Here is a 19,860-nt window from a genome sequence, read left to right on the forward strand (position 1 = left end):
ACCATAAAGCGTATTCATACTGACATATCGACTCTGGGCTTTTTTACGAGACTTATCTTTTGCTTATCCAATCCAACTTTTTGTCATCGTCACTTCTTAGAACTCTATTTCTAGCCCTCGTTTTTTCCTCGATACTGTTGCCCACCCCACATTTCGTGCACGCAGCAAGTAGTAATGAGTTTTCACTACAGTCACAACCTCAAGATCCCATTTCTCAATACCAATTAGCGCAAGCGTATGAATTGGGAACGGATGTGCCTGAGAACATCGACGACGCATTCTATTGGTACTCTCAATCTGCAGATAATGGCAATGCAGATGCACAATTTAAACTCGGCGAGTGGTACTTGGCAGGAAAAAGTGTCGAGCAAGATAACAAAATTGCCTTAGAGTGGTTCATCAAAGCGGCATTGCACGGTAACAAGAGAGCTCCAGTGGAAGTAGCAAAGATCTATGAGTCCTCACTTGAGAAAGAACTACTCCAACCATTAGATGCCGCGCAGCTATGGTATGAAGCGGCCTTAAAAGACAACCCTAATGCAGAAGATGGCTACACCCGTGTTCTACAAGCGCGATTCAACCAGCAACGCGCAAAGCAGATCTCTTCAATAGAACAGCTCGATGACAGCATCGACTCTGAAATCGACAGCAGTCAGGGGCTATCTCAGCAAGTGCAATCTAGCCAAGCGACACGCTCTAACCTCTCCAGTTCTAACCTAACCAGCTCTGAATATATGATTGGTGCTGCGTTGGCCTTACTGATTGCGATCTTGAGTATCAGTGCGACTCTGGTTATCTCGCGAAAGCGACAAGGCCTGAAATCTGGTGAGTTAAATCAACAGCAACAGACACTTGAAGCGCAGCTTAGCTCAAAGGACCTTACGATTAGGCAACAAAAACGCCAGCTGCACACTATGTTTCACGAATTGAAGAAGCAGAAAAACAGCAAAGGTCTGAGTAATTTGCAGGTCGCTTGTGCTCTATTTGGGTACACACCAAATTCAATACCTGACCAGAAAAGCATCAAAGTTCGATACAAACAACTGTCGAAAATCTATCACCCTGATGGTCATGGATGTGACGAAGAAATGAAACGTTTGAACAATGCGCTAAAAACCATTTTACAAAATGTTACAAAACCGTAAACAAACACACATCTTCATTTTCCTATATCTCAAAGATATCGATTTTATTGGTGTTGCAATCGATCCCCCTCTCAAAAACGGGTAACAAACTATTAACTAATGGGTCTTACTTGTGTCATAATTTGCGCCGAAAATACACCTGACTTAAACAGGTGAGGAGAGAATATGTTCACAATAGAAGGCGTTTGTGATTGGTGCAAAAAGCCAAGCCTAGTTAAAAAGCACGACTACCTAGATGGTAAGTGTCATCATGCATGTAAAGAGTGCAATGATATTGCAACCATTGATGTTCGCCAGTTCAATATTGGTGAAATGGAAATGAGAGCAAAACTCTCCCAAGCGACATTGAGATAAGCAACACCGTGAAATATAAGAAAGCGCCTAAGGCGCTTTTTTTGTGCTTGTGGTTTTCTCTCTTCTCTCTTCTCTCTTCTCTCTTCTCTCTTCTCTCTCTTCTATACAGGTATATACAGCACTTTTCTGTCAAAACCACTGTATACACCTGTGTAAAGCTCACATTTTTTCAACTTATGAGACAAAACAGCAAATTCATTCAAATTTAATTTATCAAATAGTTTCAATAACTTAATTACATTCCACCCATAATTCCAGACGAAATCGTCCAATAATCCCGCAAAAAACGCTTGATCTTATAAGCAACTAAAACTACTGTATACACATACAGCATGTATATAAGGACAGCAAAATGATTCAAGCACACGTTAAAGCCCAACACTCTAGCCCGCTAGTTCACTGCGCATTTGCATCAGTTTCTCGTAAAAGCAAAAATTCAAACGAGGAAGCATTGTTTGCAAGAATGGCGTTGCTGTCCAATCAACACCAGTGGCTACTTTTTACGGCTCAAACACCAAGACCATCGGCTAAGCAGCTTAAGCAACATAATGTTTGCTGCGACCGTGTTATTCATATGAAAGCCTCTCATCAAATGACCGAAGTAGAGACCGTCGAGAAAGCAATCCGCTCTAAGAATGCGAGTGCGATTGTTGCAAGTGCATCGATTGATCAGTTCAGCCAACAGTACCTAAGAACATTAGGATTGCGCTTTCAGTGTGAAGTCTTCTTTATGGATGCAAATTCAGAGCGCATTCACTAATCTAACGTCGCTCAAAAACACAGTCCAAACATACTGCCTTCCCCTGCCCTACAATTCGCCAATTATTCAGCGGATAGTTAGGCGGGGGTTTTTATTTGATTAATAGATTTAGCAATCGTTTGCTTTTTCTCTGGAAGCAAACAGTAGATTGGGTATAATGCCCGTCTAATCATGTGCACACCGCACTTCTCTGTATGACGTTTGATAAAAGATAGGAATGTCTAAATGAGCCTTGCTGATCAAGTTCTTGCCGTAAATGATGACCTACCAATCCGTACTGACAAACCTGTCCACAGTGGCAAGGTTCGCTCAGTCTACTGGTTAACTGAAGAAGATAGCCAACGACTAATTAAAGAGAAAGGTTACGATGTAGCACCAGATGCGCCTTTAGCAATCATGGTGATCAGTGACCGTATCTCTGCATTTGATTGTATCTGGCGTGGTGAAGGGAATCTGAAAGGTGTTCCAGGTAAGGGAGCAGCTCTAAATGCTATCTCTAACCACTGGTTCAAATTGTTTAAAGACAACGGCCTTGCTGACAGTCATATCCTTGATATCCCTCACCCATTCGTATGGATTGTACAAAAAGCTCGCCCAGTCATGATCGAAGCGATTTGTCGTCAATACATCACAGGCTCTATGTGGCGTGCATACGCGAACGGCGAACGTGAATTCTGTGGTATCGAGATGCCTGAAGGCCTAGAGAAAGACAAGAAGCTACCAGAGCTGCTTATCACGCCTTCTACTAAAGGGATTTTGAAAGGTATTCCTGGCGTTCCAGAAGCTGATGATGTGAACATCACACGTAACAACATCGAAGACAACTTCGCAGCATTCAACTTCACTCAGGCAAGTGACATCGCGCATTACGAGAAGCTGCTAAAAGAAGGCTTCAACGTAATCAGCCAAGCGCTAGCAAAAGTAGACCAAACCTTTGTTGATACCAAATTTGAGTTTGGCTACGTCAACGATGCTCAAGGCAAAGAAAAACTTATCTACATGGACGAAGTTGGTACTCCAGATTCATCTCGCATTTGGGATACTCAGGAATACAACAACGGCAACATCGTTGAGAACTCAAAAGAAGGGTTCCGTCAGTTCTTGCTTAACTACTTCCCTGATGCCGACATTCTTTTGAACAAAGAACGCATGCCAGAACGTGAAGCACTAGCTCGTGACAACGAACTGCCTCTTGATTCGCTAATGTCTCTTTCTCGTACTTACCTTGATATCGCTGCGAAAATCACAGGTGCTGAGATTGTCTTGAGCGAAAACCCTAAGCAAGAGATCATTGATGTTCTGCGCGCTGACTATGGTCTAATCGACTAGTCGCTTTATTGCTTCTTTATCTCAAAGTAAAAAGCTAGAAAGCTAATAAGCTAATAAGCTCGTATACACAAGTTTTAGATACTAAAAGGGCCTCAATATTTGAGGCCCTTTTTACGTGTGCGTTTTACTATTCCTGAAAGAGGTTATAGGCAAACTGAAGTTACAGCCTAATCGTGAACTCTTCTCCAGAATTACCCGCAATCACTAAATGACTGCGCGATTCAATATACTCGATCTGCTCTTCTTCAAGAGAATATGGCATCACTACTTTGAGCTCATTGATTCCTTCCAGCTTCGCGAGCTTGAGTAAGGTCACAATATTCGACTCATCACTTTTACGCGTCGACATTGATTTCAATGCCATCTGCCATAAACGATCTTCAGGGCTTGCTAGCTCTTTAATGCTATCTCGCCAGACGGTACTGAATACTGGCGCAATTGTGGTGAGTGCTTCCAGAAAAGTCCATTTTTTACTGCATGAGGCGCCAAGAAATGTTGTGTAATCGAACTCTACACGCGTCTCTTCCTGTTTATCCATGATGTCCCCCGACACTTTGGCAACACAATATACTCAATATCTATCAACTCTTTCTTTATAGCAATAGGATATAGAAGAATAGTCTTTTATGACCTTTTGATTGGTTAAAAAGGCATATAAAAATCAAACTTGTAACAAAATAAGCACTGAAAAATCATATATGCACCTATTTGATTAATATTTTAGAGATAAAACTTATCCATCTATTTGATATCAATTATTCGGCTCGCTTTTTTGTACTGAATGCGCCAACCTGACCATGTCGGTAGCTCCCAACGTTTTGGCGATAACTTTCGACTACCCGATTGATAGTGAACGTAAATCAGCTTTCTCGCGGGCAAGTATTCTACATCGAGTTGCAAGTCGGCAAGGCTCAATGCAAACGGGTATTTTTCCGAAAATTCTGAATAGAGCCAAGTTGGAATGCCATCGAACGGTATGTCTGAGTGGTCAAACATTTCCAATTCGCTGACATCAGTAACCCCTAACACTTCAAGCTGCTCTATAAACCATAGCTCAAAGTTAATGTTCTCAATTTCTGGTGTGTATTGTGTTTGCTCATCGAGACCGAGTTTCACATACAGCTGCCAATGCTTAATCTCTTGAGTGCGAACCTTTGCAAAACCAGGAAGTTGAGCACCACTTACCACGAGATCGACGATAGGCTTTAATGATAGTTGCCCTTCAGCCGCGACAAGCTTGGTTGTAATCGTGCGGCCTGCGTACATCAACGCCATCTCGGTAAAGACGCCATCATCATTCACAACGGTTTCACCTTGCTCCCAATCTCCTAACTCAGCATCAACTATAAGCTCAAGAGGAATAGGTGCAGTGACCGTCGCTAAGGTCAGTGTTTGCTTAACCCCTCTTCCCGGCAAGCTGTGGGTGTCTAGCACCAACATAGCTTGTGCATTGTCCGGGAAACGGTTCTGGCGACCAAGTACCACCTCTAACACTCCATTAGCAAAGGCCTCTTTCCTTTTCAGCCGGCGCACAAACACCAGTTCAGGATGAAGATCCACAATAGTCTTAAGTAGTTCAATGCGTTGAAAACGTGACGCGACTTCTAGCTGAGGAAGTTCAAATACCTCACGCATTTGCTTAGCTAGACCTTGAGCTTCATTCAGTGCCTGTAGGTCTATTTCTAAATGCGGATATTCGCGACCACGCACAATCTGAATTAACAGGCTTAAATCACACCCTTCTTTCTCCTGTTGCGCCAGTGCTTCCAGATGTTCTGCACTGTTCGGTAATTGATACAAGCGAGCAGGCACAGACAACGCCGCTGTGAGATCGACCATCGCTTCTTTGAGTGCTTTGGTTTTGATGCGAGTTACAATGTCTGCATACAAAGCATCAATCGGCAGTGGATACAGCTTTTTGCCGTGCTCGGTAATTTGATGGTCGGCGTTAATCGCTTCCATCGTCAGCAAGATTTGAGTTGCGCTATTTAGCGACTTCTCAGGAATAGGGTCGAGGAAAGATAAACTATCAAGAGTCGCACCACAACATGCCGCCGCCAACATAGGTTCGGTCAGCTCTTCACGCTGCAATTCAGGAGGCGTAACCAATTCTAACGCTGCGTGTTCGCCATACAAACGAACACAAACGCCGTCCATTACCCTACCCGCACGACCCGCGCGTTGTTTGGCACTAGCGCGTGATATGGATTTCAACATTAAGGTGGTTCTGCCGTTGCGTTGAACGGTGCGTCTTTCTAATCCTGAATCTATCACCACACCAATATCAGGAATGGTTAATGAGGTTTCCGCAACGTTTGTAGCAAAGATGACCTTTCTCTGGCCATCACCTTCAGTATTGGTATTCCGACCCGATAACGCTAAATCTCGCTCTTTATCACTCACCGAGGCATGCAATTTAACGACTTGGATATCTGGATTTTTCGCTAAAGCTTGTTCGCATTGCACGATCTCTTTTTTACCCGGCAGAAAAACCAACATATCGCCAGAAGACGCTATCAGTTGATGATTCACCTCTTCCGCGATGCGCTGTTCTAGATGTCGACTATCAGGCAGTGTTCTGGATTCATTCGCTCGGTGTTCAATCTCGACTTGATAAGTTCGCCCTTCACAGCTAATTCGATTCGCATCCAAATAATGAGCAAGGCGTTCACCCTCAATGGTTGCTGATGTGATCACTAAACGATGACTCGCTTTTTGTTTCAAAATCGCCACCAGCAAGTCGATATCCCAGCGCCTCTCGTGAAACTCATCCACCACAATTACATCAAAGCCAGCGAGTCCATCTTCTGATAACCAGCGCAGCGCGATACCGGGCGTAACAAAAACAACGTCAGTTTGCTCGTTATATTCCGATTCGAGCTTAATCGCATAGCCCACTTTGCTACCAAGCTTCTCGCCCGATTGTTGTGCGAGATATTTAGCCAGTGAAGTACACGCGATGCGTCTTGGTTCAACCACCAGAACTCGCCCATGTTGGGAAGCCCAAATTGGCAACCGCGTAGATTTACCTGATCCGGTTCCAGCCTCTACTACAAGGTGAGAATTAACGATTTGTTGGTGAAATACATTTTGATAAGCATCGATGGGAAGTAATGACATAAAAAGGGAGCGTCGCGAAAAAGTGTGAGCAAAGTATAACGAATTATCGTGTTGAAATTCGATAAGTGTGGGGCAGAGGTAAGAATATCATTTTGTTTGCTCAGATCGTGGAGAAACTATTTACAATTGAATAACTAAACCGTTATCATTTTTCAGTTACCCTTTCTCCCATATTAGGCATCCAATGAACAACGATAAACGCCCTCTATATATCCCTTATGCAGGTCCTGCTCTACTAAGTACCCCTCTTCTAAACAAAGGCAGCGCATTCTCTGCTGAAGAGCGTAGTTCTTTCAACCTTGAAGGTTTGTTACCGGAAACAACCGAAACAATCCAAGAGCAAGTAGGACGTGCATACAAACAATATTGTAACTTCGAAAGTGATATGGATAAGCATATCTACCTTCGTAACATCCAAGACACTAATGAAACGCTTTTTTATCGTTTAGTTCAAAACCACATCTCTGAAATGATGCCTATCATTTACACGCCAACGGTTGGCGCAGCATGTGAGAACTTCTCAAATATTTACCGTCGTGGTCGTGGTCTGTTTATTTCATACCCGAACCGTGACCGTATCGATGATCTACTGAATAATGCGACAAACCACAACGTTAAAGTTATCGTGGTTACGGATGGTGAGCGCATTCTTGGTTTGGGAGACCAAGGCATCGGTGGCATGGGTATTCCAATTGGTAAGCTAGCACTTTACACAGCGTGTGGCGGCATTAGCCCAGCTTACATGCTACCAATCGTGCTCGATGTGGGTACCAACAACCCTCAACGTCTTGCTGACCCAATGTACATGGGCTGGCGTCACCCTCGTATCACAGGTGCTGACTACGATGCATTCGTTGAAGAGTTCATCCAAGCGGTTCAACGCCGTTGGCCTGATGCATTAGTTCAGTTCGAGGATTTCGCACAAAAGAACGCAATGCCACTGCTTGAGCGTTACAAAGATCGCATCTGTTGTTTCAACGATGACATCCAAGGCACAGCAGCCGTAACGGTTGGCTCTCTACTTGCAGCATGTAAAGCAGCAAACAGCAAACTGTCAGATCAGCGTATTACCTTCTTAGGTGCGGGTTCTGCAGGTTGTGGTATTGCTGAAGCTATCATTGCTCAAATGGTGTCTGAAGGTATCAGCGATGCACAAGCTCGCTCTCAAGTTTACATGGTTGACCGTTGGGGTCTGCTACAGGAAGGCATGCAAAACCTACTTGATTTCCAACAGCGTCTTGTTCAAACCAACGAAAACACTAAAGACTGGGAAAGCGACGGCACTGGTTTCTCTCTACTGGACGTTGTTCGCCACGCGAAGCCAACCGTATTGGTTGGTGTATCTGGTGCTCCAGGTCTATTCAGTAAAGAAGTCATCAAAGAGATGAACCTGCACTGTGAACGCCCTATCGTGTTCCCACTGTCTAACCCAACAAGCCGTGTTGAAGCGACACCAAACGACATTATTCGTTGGACTGATGGCCAAGCACTTGTTGCGACAGGTAGCCCATTTGAGCCAGTAGTTCACAATGGCACGACTTACCCAATCGCTCAGTGTAACAACAGCTACATCTTCCCAGGTATTGGCCTTGGTGTATTAGCTGTGAATGCTTCACGCATCACTGACGAAATGCTAATGGAATCAAGCCGTGCACTTGCAACGTGTTCTCCACTAGCAATCAATGGCACAGGCGCTCTACTTCCGCCATTAGAAGAAATCCACACGGTATCGAAGAAGATTGCTCTTGCTGTTGGTAAGAAGGCGATTGAACAGGGCGTTGCTCTAGAGATCACTGAAGAAGCACTGCAACAAGCGATTGACCAGCACTTCTGGCAGCCAGTTTACCGTCGCTACAAGCGCACGGCATTCTAATAAAGCGTGCTGTACTTTGAATAAAGAGCGTTAACTCCTCTTCTAAGAGCCTCTGCCATTGCAGGGGCTTTTTTCTTTACACTGTCTTGTCTTTTTAACTGATTTTTCTCATTTTTATTTGGTATTATCGAGCACTCAAAAATTAATGCTCAGTCAAAGGACCATACCGAGAGTGAAATTTGATTCTCACATTATCCGTAGCTACTTAAATAAAGCTTACAAAAAACTGCAAGGTTTTCTGTTTGGCGCTTTCCTCGTGTTCTTAGTAGGCAGCGCTGCGGTTATTGCGATCGATTATTGGGTTTCATGGCAAGCGGAAGATCGCATCATCTACGATATTGATGAAGTGCCCGAGCTTGAGGTCGCTGTTGTGCTTGGCACGAGCAAATATTTGGGTCGTACACTCAACGATTATTATAAGCACCGAATCGAAGCCGCGATTGAGCTCTTCGACCGTGAAAAAGTCGACCAGTTTCTGTTAAGTGGCGATAACGCTCATCGCTCTTACAATGAGCCGTGGACGATGAAACGCGACTTGTTGAAAGCTGGCGTCCCCGATGAACGTATCAATCTAGATTATGCTGGTTTCAGAACCTTAGACTCGATTGTTCGCGCCAAAAAGATATTCGATACCGATAACTTTCTGATCATCACCCAGAAGTTCCACTGTGAAAGAGCACTATTCATCGCCAATTCTTACGATATTCATGCGCAGTGTTTAGCGGTTTCAGGTCCAACCCACCATTCCGGAACCTCAATACGCTTACGAGAAGTGTTTGCGCGTACAAAAGCATTCCTTGATCTGTATATTATGGGGACAACGCCAAAGTTCCTTGGACCTAAAGAGCCGATTCAACCCAGTCCAAAACCGGAATCATTTCCGATTCCAAATCCTATTACTGACCCCACTATAAACCCTGATGTAGACCCTACAGCAAGCCCGATTGCAGGCCCAACAGAGACCGATGTGTAGAAAACTACACATTTTGAATTTGTTGCCTCACACTTCCCCGTTGTTAAGCAAAAACACACCAACACTCCTTTATTAACTTGAGTAACATTCTTCCAACAAAGTCTGACCCTACATCAAGCTATATACCTCGAAAATAATAAGCACGACTCAACGAAGTAGTGCACCAATAAAACGAGGATAAACAAAAGGAGCGCCTTATGACGGCACTTGTTACTACACTGAAACACTGGTTGTTTACCCGCAACAGCATGATATTAATTGGTAATTTCACGCTATTTGCAGTTTTGCTTAATACCCTGCCATTCGAAGCACAAGTGAATACAGGTTTAAGTATTCTCGTGTTCGTTGCCATTCTATGGTTAACAGAAGCGATTCACGTCAGCATCACCGCTTTGCTCGTTCCCCTATTGGCTGTCTTGTTTGGTGTATTCAACACGCCCGCAGCGCTAGCTAACTTTTCGAACCCAATCATCTTCTTATTCATGGGTGGTTTTGCATTGGCAGCCGCACTGAACAAGCAAGAGCTAGACAAAGCAATTGCTGACAAAGTACTGCTGATAGCAAAAGGCAGAATGTCGGTCGCTGTGTTCATGTTGTTCGGTGTGAGTGCGGGTCTATCCATGTGGATCTCAAACACGGCCACCACTGCAATGATGCTTCCTCTTGTTCTTGGCATCATGAACAAAGTCGACCAAAGTGAAGACCGCAACACCTACGTGTTCGTACTGCTGGGTATCGCTTACTGTGCTTCAATCGGTGGTATCGCAACCTTAGTTGGTAGCCCACCAAACGCAATTGCAGCGGCAGAAGTTGGCTTGAGCTTCACAGAGTGGATGGCACTTGGCCTACCAATCTCAATGATCTTACTGCCAATCGCGATGATTATTCTTTACGTGATGACTAAGCCAAAGCTTGACCACAAATTCGAGCTAGACCATGCTCCCGTTGAATGGACAAACAGCAAGAAAATTACACTGTCTATCTTCCTTTTAACGGTAACGCTTTGGATATTCGGTAAGCCAATCAATGCAATGATCGGTGGCTTCTCGAAGTTTGATAGCTTAGTTGCGATTGGCGCGATTGTATTGCTTGGCGCTTCTAGAGCAGTCGAATGGAAAGATGTTGAGAAGACAACGGATTGGGGCGTATTAATCCTATTCGGTGGCGGTATCTGTTTAAGTAACATTCTTAAAGCAACCGGAACCAGTGTATTCCTAGCACACTCTCTAAGCGGTTTCTTAGAAACAGCAGGCGTACTGCTAACGATTCTAGCGGTAGTAGCGTTCGTCGTATTCCTAACTGAATTCGCAAGTAACACAGCGAGCGCGGCATTGCTTGTCCCTGTATTTGCGACCATTGCTGAAGCGCTGGGTATGTCGCCGGTTATCTTGTCTGCACTGATTGCGGTTGCAGCATCTTGTGCCTTCATGCTGCCAGTAGCAACACCACCTAACGCAATCGTGTTTGGCTCAGGTCACATCAAGCAGAAAGAGATGATGCGAATCGGTATGGTGTTGAACCTAGTTTGTATCCTAGTTCTGACACTGTTCGCTTGGATTTTCTGGTAAGGATAACGCCTTATAGGTCGTGCTCCCCTAGATTGGTTGCAGTTCCCCCGGCTCAACCAGTACAAAAATACCCGCTCAGTGTGAAGCTTTCAGTTACTTGAAGCTATCACTGAGCGGGCATCCAAAAAAACAATAAAACGCTTTTCCCTTTTGGTGGCTCTTCGCCACCTTTTTTGTATCAGCTCGCCATCAACCTATCATTACCGCTCTAAGACCTGGTTCTCACGCCACACTTGGCACCAAACGCGTCCAACCTAGCAGCAACATCGAAGCACACAATACCCACACTAAGGTCGCTAACGAGAGTGTCGACACCAAATTGTATCGATAACTAAACACATACACAGCACCAAGATAAGCCGCGTATGGCACAAGCGAAAACAAGCCAAACAAGGCTGTAGTGCGCAATTCCACCATGGTTTGTTCAGTGCCGACAATGTAGTGAGCAATCAAAGCAAAAGTCGGAAACAGAGGTACAAGACCAGAGATATAAAAGCTCTTACTTTTCGACAACAGCGCAATCAATAAAACAGCCGCAGCACCCAACAAGCATTTAAAGAACAGGGAAATCATTTCAATACGTTATCCAAACAAACCAACAAAAGCTTTAGAGGTTAAACTCATATAGCGCCCATAAAAACGCCACACGTCACATATGTACGTGTGGCTTATAAACTAATCAAAACAATTTTCAGATCAGTGACTCAAGATCACCTGATTTCGACCTGAATGCTTCGCTTGATATAAAGCTTCATCAGCACGAGCTATGGTCTCAGTCACCCGCTCTTGTTTCATCTCAGCGATACCAATACTGCATGTCAGTGGATCGCCATGAACCCAAAGGTGCTGGCTAACTAAGAGTCGAATTTTCTCAGCCTTTCTTTGTGCTTCGCCAAGATCAGTCTCCGGGCAAAAAACAATAAACTCTTCACCACCCCACCTCACCAACTTGTCGGTAGCGCTGATCGAACTGCCGACCACCATGCTAAACTCGCGTAAAATATGGTCACCCATTTGGTGTCCGTATTTGTCATTCACGATCTTGAAGTAGTCAATATCGAGATACAACATACTTAGCTTTCCATGCCCCTGCTTAACCTGCTGAGACTGCATTTTTAACCAATCACGAATCGCGTGTCGGTTTAGTATTCCGGTCAACTCATCACGGTGTGCCATTTCAGAGAATTCAAAGTTTTGCTCTCTCAGTGCTCGGTTGACGTTCTTAAGGTGATGGTGTCTTTTTTCGGCAATCAGCATACGCTTTCTTGAACTGTTTAATTCAGAAAGCAAGAACACCGTGCCGGTTCCGACCCAAACAAACAGTAAAATAAGGAACAAGCTCTCGCCTGTGATGTAAGAGCCTTCAAACTCGATGCTACGGATAACGATTCTATGATGGCCAAGCTTCGCACCAGATGCGGTAGCAAACTCAACCATATTCACATTCGAATACTCGGGTGCTGAGTGCTCTAGCGCAATGTCGTTATCAGCTAACCACCATGTCATTACTTGCAGGTTTTTGATCGGAATCTCAATCACACCACCATCAACGCCCGGAGAAAACTCCATCCCGTTGTACTTATGTGTGTACTCGTTATCCGGAACTGAATAAGCAGGGTTATAGTTACGTAGGTAGGTTCTCAAACGGCCGCTTGAGTCAGCCTCAGCATGGTAATCGATGTTCACTCTAAAAGTGTGATACTGGGAAAGGTCAAGACCTGTGGTTATATCTGGATCGATACGAATCGATAAGCCGCAGTAAGGCCAAGGATACTCTGATTCCTTTAGCTCACAGTTAAGAACATATTGGCCATTTTCATAGGATAATTGAGAGGTACTGACACCCCTGTCAACTTGATCGCTGGTCGCGATAAACTCATATTTATCTGGCGTAATTGCCGTTATCACACGATTTCCGCTCACACGGTAATACTGCACAATGGCAAGTGTTGCGATAACTAGAAAGATAACAATCTTATGGATCCACTTCACGTCTAAGCTTCCGGCTTATATCCCTAGAGTTGGGATTTTACGATATAAAATAAGTTACGTGAATTAGTGAGCTTAATACCAATAATTCACTAAAAAACGTTATATCACGCCTGAACAAAATGTCATACTATATTTTTATGCTTACATTTCATGCTGATTATTTACGCCGAGAATCAAGTATTATTGCGTATAAAAATAGGCTCCATTTGTTATACTCATCGCATAATCATCGTTAACCGAACAGGCTGCTTACAGAGCATTCGAGTCGACGAAATAATAATCAAAATACAACGAGTAATGTCATGTCTTTATTAGCGAAAGGAACACTCAAGAAGATGAGTGCTTCCCTTGATGGTGCGGTAACCTACCGTTTGCCTGTAGGCGAAGAGTTTGTAGAACTAAACCCTCTGATTGGTAAAACCATCAACCTCACTCACACGGGCAATATTTTTTGCTGCTCGTGTGGCAAGAAAACCAAGAAGAGCTACTCTCAAGGCCACTGCTTTGTGTGCATGAAAAAGCTAGCCAGCTGCGATATGTGCATCATGAAACCGGAGACTTGCCACTACGATGAAGGCACATGTCGTGAGCCTCAATGGGGTGAAGAGAACTGCATGGTTGATCACTTCGTTTACCTATCAAATACATCAAGCCTAAAAGTAGGTATCACTCGTCATACACAGATCCCTACCCGTTGGATTGATCAAGGTGCGACTCAAGGCCTACCAATCTTGAAGGTAAAAACGCGTCAGATTTCTGGCCTTATCGAAGTTGAATTAGCAAAACACATCGCCGATAAAACCAACTGGCGCACGCTGCTAAAAGGCGACGGCGACGATATGGAATTGGTAGAGAAAGCAAAAGAGCTGCTACCACTGGTTGAGGATAAAATCCAAGAGATCAGAGCAAAATTTGGTGACGATGCGATCGAAATTCTAAGTGAGAACATCACTTCATTGAGCTACCCCGTTGAACAGCACCCTGTGAAGATTGTATCGCACAACTTTGATAAGAACCCTGAGGTGACCGGTGTACTTCAAGGCATTAAAGGCCAATACCTTATCTTGGATACTGGTGTGATTAACATCCGTAAATTCGGTTCTTACGAAGTTGAGGTTTCTGCTTAATCAGCTGAGCGCCATCACAAGTGAGATACAAAAATGCCCTGACGCTTTAGCTTCAGGGCATTTTTCATTTCAGATGAGACGATCAGCTTTAATAAAGCAACGTACAAATACTAGAGCGCAACCACATCTCCGTCGACACAATTCTTGCCATTGGCTTTCGCGCGATAGAGAGACTGATCGGTTAAATTCACGAGTGCGTCAATAGTGACACCGTCTTCACAAGCTCGACTATCACTGATTCCGATACTGACACTCGAATTAAATCGAACCTGTTCATCAATTTTGAACTCAACGTGATGGAACTGTTGGCGAATCTCTTCTGACACCTCGTATGCTAGTTCAAGAGACGCATTTGGGATAAAGATAATGAACTCTTCACCACCCCAACGGCCTGCGACTCCACCCACTCTATCGGCATTGCGCTTGGCAATATTAGCCAAAGCACAAATGACCTCATCACCGACCATATGACCGTAAGTGTCATTAATCGACTTAAAATCATCGATATCCAACAACATACACACAAGGTAATTTTCAGAGATAATATGCTCTCTTAGCCATTCATAAATAGCCCTACGATTGAGCAAATCCGTCATTTCATCGTAATTAGCTTGGTGAACCAACTGCTTTTCCAACATCACCTTTTGCGTCACATCTTCGAGCACAACCTGAACCGCAGGCTGACCTTTCCACGTAATCGCATTGTCGTAAATATTGAAAAATCGATGCACACCGTCAAACCCAATGTTTTCGACCACAGTGCTCGTTCCAGACAACTCACCAGACATAAGCGCATGATAGTGCTTATTGATGCCATCGGTGTTCTGCTTGGGTACCAACTCAAGGATCGAATCCAGCGCTAATACTTGCTCTATGGACGATCCACCTTGTAATTTGACCCACGATTGATTGACCATCAACGGTTTAAAATCTCGGTGAACCAAGATTCCCTGCCCTGATTGCATGATCATGTCGTGATACATCTTATCTTGCTCACGCACCGCATTTTGCAGCTGAATTGCAGGGGAAAGATCGATAACCGTGACTTGCAGTGCAGGCCTTCCCTGCCACTCCGTCACATGGTCGATAGAAAACACGGTGAACTCTCTGCCGTTACGATCAACATTGGTATAGGTATGAACCTGAGGGTCTCGTTGACCACTCACCGTTTCAAGGTAATTTTGATAGGCTAGAACATGGTAATCTTCTGAGATTAAATCTAGAAAGCTATCGATATTAGAAAGTAGTTCTTCGGGCGATTGGTATCCATAGATGCGAGCATAGTTAGCGTCAACACTAACTACATTCATATCTTGAATAGTTATCACACCGTACGTGGATTCGAAATTTATTGAAGACATTGCCAACTCCGCACTCTCGCTACACTTCATAAACTGGAGCATAACAACACATCCTGCCAACGCTTCCACAGAATCTTTCACGCGTTAGGGACATTAATATGGTATCTAGTATATCGTACTGTTGCGGGCTTCTCTACAATTCAATCACTAACACGAGTTATCAAAAGTAGACAAGCATCTCAATCCTATTACGCGCGTCAAAAAACAAAAAAAGATAATTTATCTCTATGTAAGCATTAACTTTTCTGTTTTCGGCTTTAAAGTGCGTAGCTAGAGTTAATCACGACTCTTTTCAAATCCCGTTCAGTATTAACTTCTGTCTTGTTGGCTGCCAGCTTGAAACCTTGTCGCTTATTCATTCCAATCCGAAAAGTATGCGACTAAGAAGTCGATCGCCAGTCGTGCTCTTTGGGGTAAAAAACGACGGTTTTGGTATACGACCCAACTGCTGGTTCCTGCTCCCCAATATTCTTCAAGCACCGGGACCAGCTTTCCATTAGTCAGACCGCCATTGAAACTGCTTTTAGGAAGATAAACAATCCCAAGTCCCTCTTCACATGCTTTGAGTACTGCGCTCGAATTGTTACTGCGCCAGCGCCCATGTACTCGTACTGCATTTAACGATTTGCCCTCTTTCTCAAATAACCACTGATCACTGTTAGCGATAATACAGCTATGCATTTTCAACTGCTCTGGATGAGTAGGCGAACCAAATTGCTCTATATAGTCTTTACTTGCTGCCGCTGCCATTGGGCGATCAACAAGCTTTCTTGCCACCAGCCCTGAATCGTCTAATCGTCCGTAACGAATCGCGAAGTCGATACCATCTTCGATGAAGTTAACCATCTTGGTGTTGAAGTTCATTTCTATGGTGAGTTCAGGATGATCTTTGGCAAATTCCATCAGCGCTGTCGCAACATGATTTTCTGCAAATGCACCCGCAGCACTAACACGCAATGTACCGCTAAGCTGAGTTTGTTGAGACGTAACTTGTTCATTCGCTTGTTGCAGCCCAATGACCAAGTCTTTGCACTGCTGATAATAGGTATGACCCGATTCAGTTAGGCTTACCATTCGTGTAGAGCGTGCAAGCAACGCCACACCCACTCTCTCTTCTAACCTGGAAACTTGGCGACTGACATGGCTGGTACTGCAACCCAATTGTTTTGCTGCTGCAGAAAAGCCGTGACACTCGGCAACCGCAACAAACTCATTAATACCTTCAAAGCTGTCCATACTTAATCTACCCGTATCTTATCTTTGCTATATAGCAACAATGTTTTGCCTGTTTAGTATATTATCACCTAATTGGTTTGGAACTAGTATTAGATACAACAAGACGGCGATAGCTAAGTAACAACACGATACCTAGCGCTTAACGAAAAGCGTCAGCATCTAATTACAGGCATCGTTTCTAAATAAAAAAACAGCAGCTCAAAGGGATGAATCATGAAAAAAATACTAATTCCAGTAACTAACCACGCAACACTTGGCGATACAGACCAAGCGAACGGTACTTACGCTCCAGAACTAACCCACGCTCTGAAAGAGATCATGGCTGCTGGATTCGAATACGACATCGCTTCTATCAATGGTGGCAAAGCCCCACTCTACGGAACGGATATTGAAGGAGATGTGGTTAACGCTGATATCTTGGCGGATGATGACTTCCAGAACCGCATCAACAATACGATTCCAGTAAGCCAAATCAATACTGAAAGTTACGATGTTATCTTCTACCCAGGTGGATTCGGTTTGCTTTCAGATTTAGCAACAAATGAACAGTTCGCTAGCATCGCAGCAAAGCATTATGAAGATGGCGGTATTGTCGCGGCAGTATGTCACGGCCCTGCAGCCCTACTTCCTATCGTACTGAGCAACGGCGAGAAGCTACTAAGTTCTAAATCGGTGACGGGCTTTACACGTGAAGAAGAGATCGACTTTGGCACCATCAACGACATTCCATTCCTACTGGAAGAGTCGCTTGCTCGTAGCGCAGCACGTTTCAACAAGGTTCAACCTTGGCAAGAGCTTGTGATTGTTGATGAGCGAGTCATTACAGGTCAGAACCCAACCAGCGCACACGCAGTGGGTGTAGCTATTGTTGAGCAACTGTCTTGATTAAAAGCGGTCTTAATCGAATCACTGGCGTTACGTAAATAAGTAATGAGCGCTGTGAAACGAAAAAGAGCATACTCCCTACTCAATGTTCATGAGAGAAGTATGCTCTTTTCTAATTCTTTAGCTATTAAGTGCTAGTGACTGCTTGCTAATGGCTTCGCAAGATCCCTTCAAGCACATTGAACAGCAAGTCGATCTCTTCAATCGAGTTGTAATGCATACAACCAATACGCACCACGCCCTGCTCTTCAATACCCAACTGCTTCACTAAACCTAATGCGTAGAAGTGTCCATTCCACACACAGATATTATGCTCGCCCAGCTTCTTAGCGATAAACTCTGGAGAGTGGTTATCAAAGGTGATGGCGAACGTTGGCGTTCTCAGGTTCGAATCAAACTCCGTTTTACCATAGAGTTTTGCGCCTTCCAGATCGCCCAAGCGTTTTAGAAAGTACTCACTCAGCTGGCTTTCATGCTTGTTATAAAGCGCGTAGCTTTGCTCTAAACGAGAACGCAGTGAATCTGTTGGCTCACCAAACTGCGCTAAGTAATCCACCGCCGCAATCACACCCGCTAGGCCTTCGAAACTTTGTGTTCCTGTTTCAAATCGACCTGGGCCAATGTTAGTGGCAGGCTCAACCTTGTATGGCTTTAACGTATGCAGCCATTGAGGTGCAATATAAGCAATACCCACATGCGGGCCGAAGAACTTATAAGCCGAGCACGCTAAGAAATCACAATTCAGTTGTTGAACATCGATCAAGTGATGAGGAGCATAATGAACCGCATCAACATAAACCTGCGCACCGTGCTGATGTGCAAGCTCAATAATTTTCGCCATATCAACAATCGAACCCGTGGTGTTCGAAGCAAACGTCACCGCGACAAGCTTGGTTTTCTCGTTAAGCAGCGATTCAAAATGCGCCATGTCTAGGCTGCAATCCGACTCGTCGACACGAACTTGTCGAACAATCGCACCTTTGTCGTCTGCCGCTTGCTGCCAGCTCGACACGTTCGAATAATGATCTAAAGCAGTGACGATAACTTCATCGCCCTCTTTCCAATCGCGACTGATCGCTCGGCTCAGTTGGAAGGTCAACGACGTCATATTCGCACCGAACACAACGTTGCCAGAAGACTCAGCATTGAGTAGCGCTTGTGCCGCTTCTCTCGCTTGCTGCATTAAGCTTGTAGTCTTTTGGCTAGAAAAGTAATGACCGCCTAGGTTTGAATTAAAGTGCCCTAGGTATTCCGTCATGGATGCTAAAACATTTTCAGGAACCTGAGAGCCACCCGGCCCATCAAAAAAGGTCACCGGCTTACCGTTATGGTATTGGCCTAGCGCGCTAAACTGCTGGCGCACATTATTAAGAGTGAAGGACATTACGCGCATCCTTAGCCGTTAGAACAAACACATCCATATAGCCCATCTCATCGTGGTCTATGGTACGAATCGGCTGTGCGTTGTGCCAAAGCTTGCTATCGGCCAACATTGCGACTTCGCCGTCTTCAAGCACTTTTCTAAAGAATGGCGCTTCATGTGAATCTTGGTACAGCATTATCTCGCCACCCACAATGTTATGACGGTTAACACCAATTAAAGCGATGTGGTCGAAGCCATCTTGGTGAACACCTTCTGGCGCAACCTGTGTCTCTTCAAAAATGGCAGCGATACGAATTTGGTGGATTTCGATTTCTTGCCCGTCTTCAAGCCCGTTGGTTTCAATAAACAGTTCACACATCTCTTGCATGCCTTGGCTGCTTAGAATGGGTGCTTCAATTGGCTCGAATTGACGAACAACATCACCTTGAAAGTGATTGATGTCTTCAGACTGAACAAAGTTATGTTTGTCTAGCTCAACGACTTGTCCATTACTGAATTCAACCACAGAGTACCTTCTCAATCGAAACTGACCATCCGCATGCTCTGTGCTTGGAAGCTTAGAGAATGACGGTGACAACTCCTCAACTGCGTGGTTACTGAGGTGGGTAATATGTAGGGTATTTTCGTGAGCATGTAACATCATCGACTCCTTAATGATTGTTAATTAACTTTCGATATTTAACGTTTTGTTTACATAAAGGATACTTGAAGATCTTGCCAAATCAACATCAAACAATCATTTATCCCGTCAGA

General features: G+C 44.4%; 16 protein-coding genes and 2 pseudogenes. 10 read left to right on the forward strand and 8 right to left on the reverse strand.

Going from position 1 to position 19,860, the window contains the following annotated elements; genetic code table 11:
- Window positions 1-59: 59 nt before the first annotated feature.
- From BCU34_RS07520 to BCU34_RS07540, 5 genes and pseudogenes are all read left to right on the forward strand, one after another.
- A pseudogene (locus tag BCU34_RS07520) lies at window positions 60-627 on the forward strand (tetratricopeptide repeat protein); the annotation flags it as partial.
- Window positions 628-710: 83 nt separating this feature from the next.
- Window positions 711-1,145: pseudogene (locus BCU34_RS07525) on the forward strand (hypothetical protein); the annotation flags it as partial.
- A gap of 165 nt (window positions 1,146-1,310) precedes the next feature.
- Window positions 1,311-1,499 (forward strand): hypothetical protein, encoded by a 189-nt coding sequence (locus tag BCU34_RS07530; RefSeq protein WP_004733419.1) that lies wholly within the window; start codon window positions 1,311-1,313, stop codon window positions 1,497-1,499.
- A gap of 352 nt (window positions 1,500-1,851) precedes the next feature.
- Complete coding sequence (locus BCU34_RS07535; RefSeq protein ID WP_102480642.1) at window positions 1,852-2,259, forward strand: SulA-like leucine-rich domain-containing protein; 408 nt, start codon at window positions 1,852-1,854, stop codon at window positions 2,257-2,259.
- A 225-nt stretch (window positions 2,260-2,484) separates the two neighbouring features.
- Window positions 2,485-3,588 (forward strand): phosphoribosylaminoimidazolesuccinocarboxamide synthase, encoded by a 1,104-nt coding sequence (locus tag BCU34_RS07540; RefSeq protein WP_017055177.1) that lies wholly within the window; start codon window positions 2,485-2,487, stop codon window positions 3,586-3,588.
- 160 nt (window positions 3,589-3,748) lie between these two features.
- Here BCU34_RS07540 and BCU34_RS07545 read toward each other — a convergent pair whose 3' ends face one another.
- A complete protein-coding gene (locus tag BCU34_RS07545) occupies window positions 3,749-4,126 on the reverse strand; it encodes a hypothetical protein (protein ID WP_019821854.1) in 378 nt (125 codons plus the stop codon).
- A 203-nt stretch (window positions 4,127-4,329) separates the two neighbouring features.
- Window positions 4,330-6,708, reverse strand: a complete 2,379-nt coding sequence (locus BCU34_RS07550; RefSeq protein WP_102480643.1) for a helicase-related protein — start codon at window positions 6,706-6,708, stop codon at window positions 4,330-4,332.
- A 184-nt stretch (window positions 6,709-6,892) separates the two neighbouring features.
- On the opposite strand from BCU34_RS07550, the gene BCU34_RS07555 reads away from it, so the two are divergent.
- From BCU34_RS07555 to BCU34_RS07565, 3 genes are all read left to right on the forward strand, one after another.
- Window positions 6,893-8,581, forward strand: coding sequence for an NAD-dependent malic enzyme (locus BCU34_RS07555; RefSeq protein ID WP_019821850.1), 1,689 nt, complete (start codon window positions 6,893-6,895; stop codon window positions 8,579-8,581).
- A gap of 172 nt (window positions 8,582-8,753) precedes the next feature.
- Complete coding sequence (locus BCU34_RS07560; protein WP_055319824.1) at window positions 8,754-9,554, forward strand: vancomycin high temperature exclusion protein; 801 nt, start codon at window positions 8,754-8,756, stop codon at window positions 9,552-9,554.
- A 197-nt stretch (window positions 9,555-9,751) separates the two neighbouring features.
- A complete protein-coding gene (locus BCU34_RS07565) occupies window positions 9,752-11,122 on the forward strand; it encodes an SLC13 family permease (RefSeq protein WP_048607137.1) in 1,371 nt (456 codons plus the stop codon).
- Between the two features lie 222 nt (window positions 11,123-11,344).
- On the opposite strand, the gene BCU34_RS07570 is transcribed toward BCU34_RS07565, so the two are convergent.
- Both BCU34_RS07570 and BCU34_RS07575 read right to left on the reverse strand, forming a co-directional pair.
- Window positions 11,345-11,695, reverse strand: a complete 351-nt coding sequence (locus BCU34_RS07570; protein ID WP_048663603.1) for a GlpM family protein — start codon at window positions 11,693-11,695, stop codon at window positions 11,345-11,347.
- Between the two features lie 123 nt (window positions 11,696-11,818).
- Entirely contained in the window at window positions 11,819-13,114 is a 1,296-nt protein-coding gene (locus BCU34_RS07575) for a GGDEF domain-containing protein (RefSeq protein ID WP_102480644.1), read from the reverse strand.
- A 302-nt stretch (window positions 13,115-13,416) separates the two neighbouring features.
- On the opposite strand from BCU34_RS07575, the gene BCU34_RS07580 reads away from it, so the two are divergent.
- Window positions 13,417-14,241: a DUF2797 domain-containing protein gene (locus BCU34_RS07580; protein WP_017063586.1), complete on the forward strand. Its 825-nt coding sequence runs from the start codon at window positions 13,417-13,419 to the stop codon at window positions 14,239-14,241.
- A gap of 110 nt (window positions 14,242-14,351) precedes the next feature.
- Here the strand turns inward: BCU34_RS07580 and BCU34_RS07585 are convergent, their stop codons facing one another.
- Both BCU34_RS07585 and BCU34_RS07590 read right to left on the reverse strand, forming a co-directional pair.
- Window positions 14,352-15,644 (reverse strand): sensor domain-containing diguanylate cyclase, encoded by a 1,293-nt coding sequence (locus BCU34_RS07585; protein WP_048669273.1) that lies wholly within the window; start codon window positions 15,642-15,644, stop codon window positions 14,352-14,354.
- 309 nt (window positions 15,645-15,953) lie between these two features.
- Window positions 15,954-16,838, reverse strand: a complete 885-nt coding sequence (locus BCU34_RS07590) for a LysR family transcriptional regulator (RefSeq protein WP_102433135.1) — start codon at window positions 16,836-16,838, stop codon at window positions 15,954-15,956.
- 213 nt (window positions 16,839-17,051) lie between these two features.
- On the opposite strand from BCU34_RS07590, the gene BCU34_RS07595 reads away from it, so the two are divergent.
- Window positions 17,052-17,723, forward strand: coding sequence for a type 1 glutamine amidotransferase domain-containing protein (locus BCU34_RS07595; RefSeq protein ID WP_102480645.1), 672 nt, complete (start codon window positions 17,052-17,054; stop codon window positions 17,721-17,723).
- Between the two features lie 148 nt (window positions 17,724-17,871).
- Here the strand turns inward: BCU34_RS07595 and BCU34_RS07600 are convergent, their stop codons facing one another.
- Together BCU34_RS07600 and BCU34_RS07605 are read right to left on the reverse strand one after the other, a co-directional pair.
- Window positions 17,872-19,107, reverse strand: coding sequence for a cysteine desulfurase-like protein (locus BCU34_RS07600; RefSeq protein ID WP_102480646.1), 1,236 nt, complete (start codon window positions 19,105-19,107; stop codon window positions 17,872-17,874).
- Window positions 19,091-19,747, reverse strand: a complete 657-nt coding sequence (locus tag BCU34_RS07605) for a 2OG-Fe dioxygenase family protein (RefSeq protein WP_102480647.1) — start codon at window positions 19,745-19,747, stop codon at window positions 19,091-19,093. The genes BCU34_RS07600 and BCU34_RS07605 overlap by 17 nt, the downstream gene beginning before the upstream one ends.
- Window positions 19,748-19,860 lie beyond the last annotated feature (113 nt).

The organism is Vibrio sp. 10N.286.45.E10 (assembly GCF_002874195.2).
GTDB classification, from domain to species: Bacteria; Pseudomonadota; Gammaproteobacteria; order Enterobacterales; family Vibrionaceae; genus Vibrio; species Vibrio crassostreae.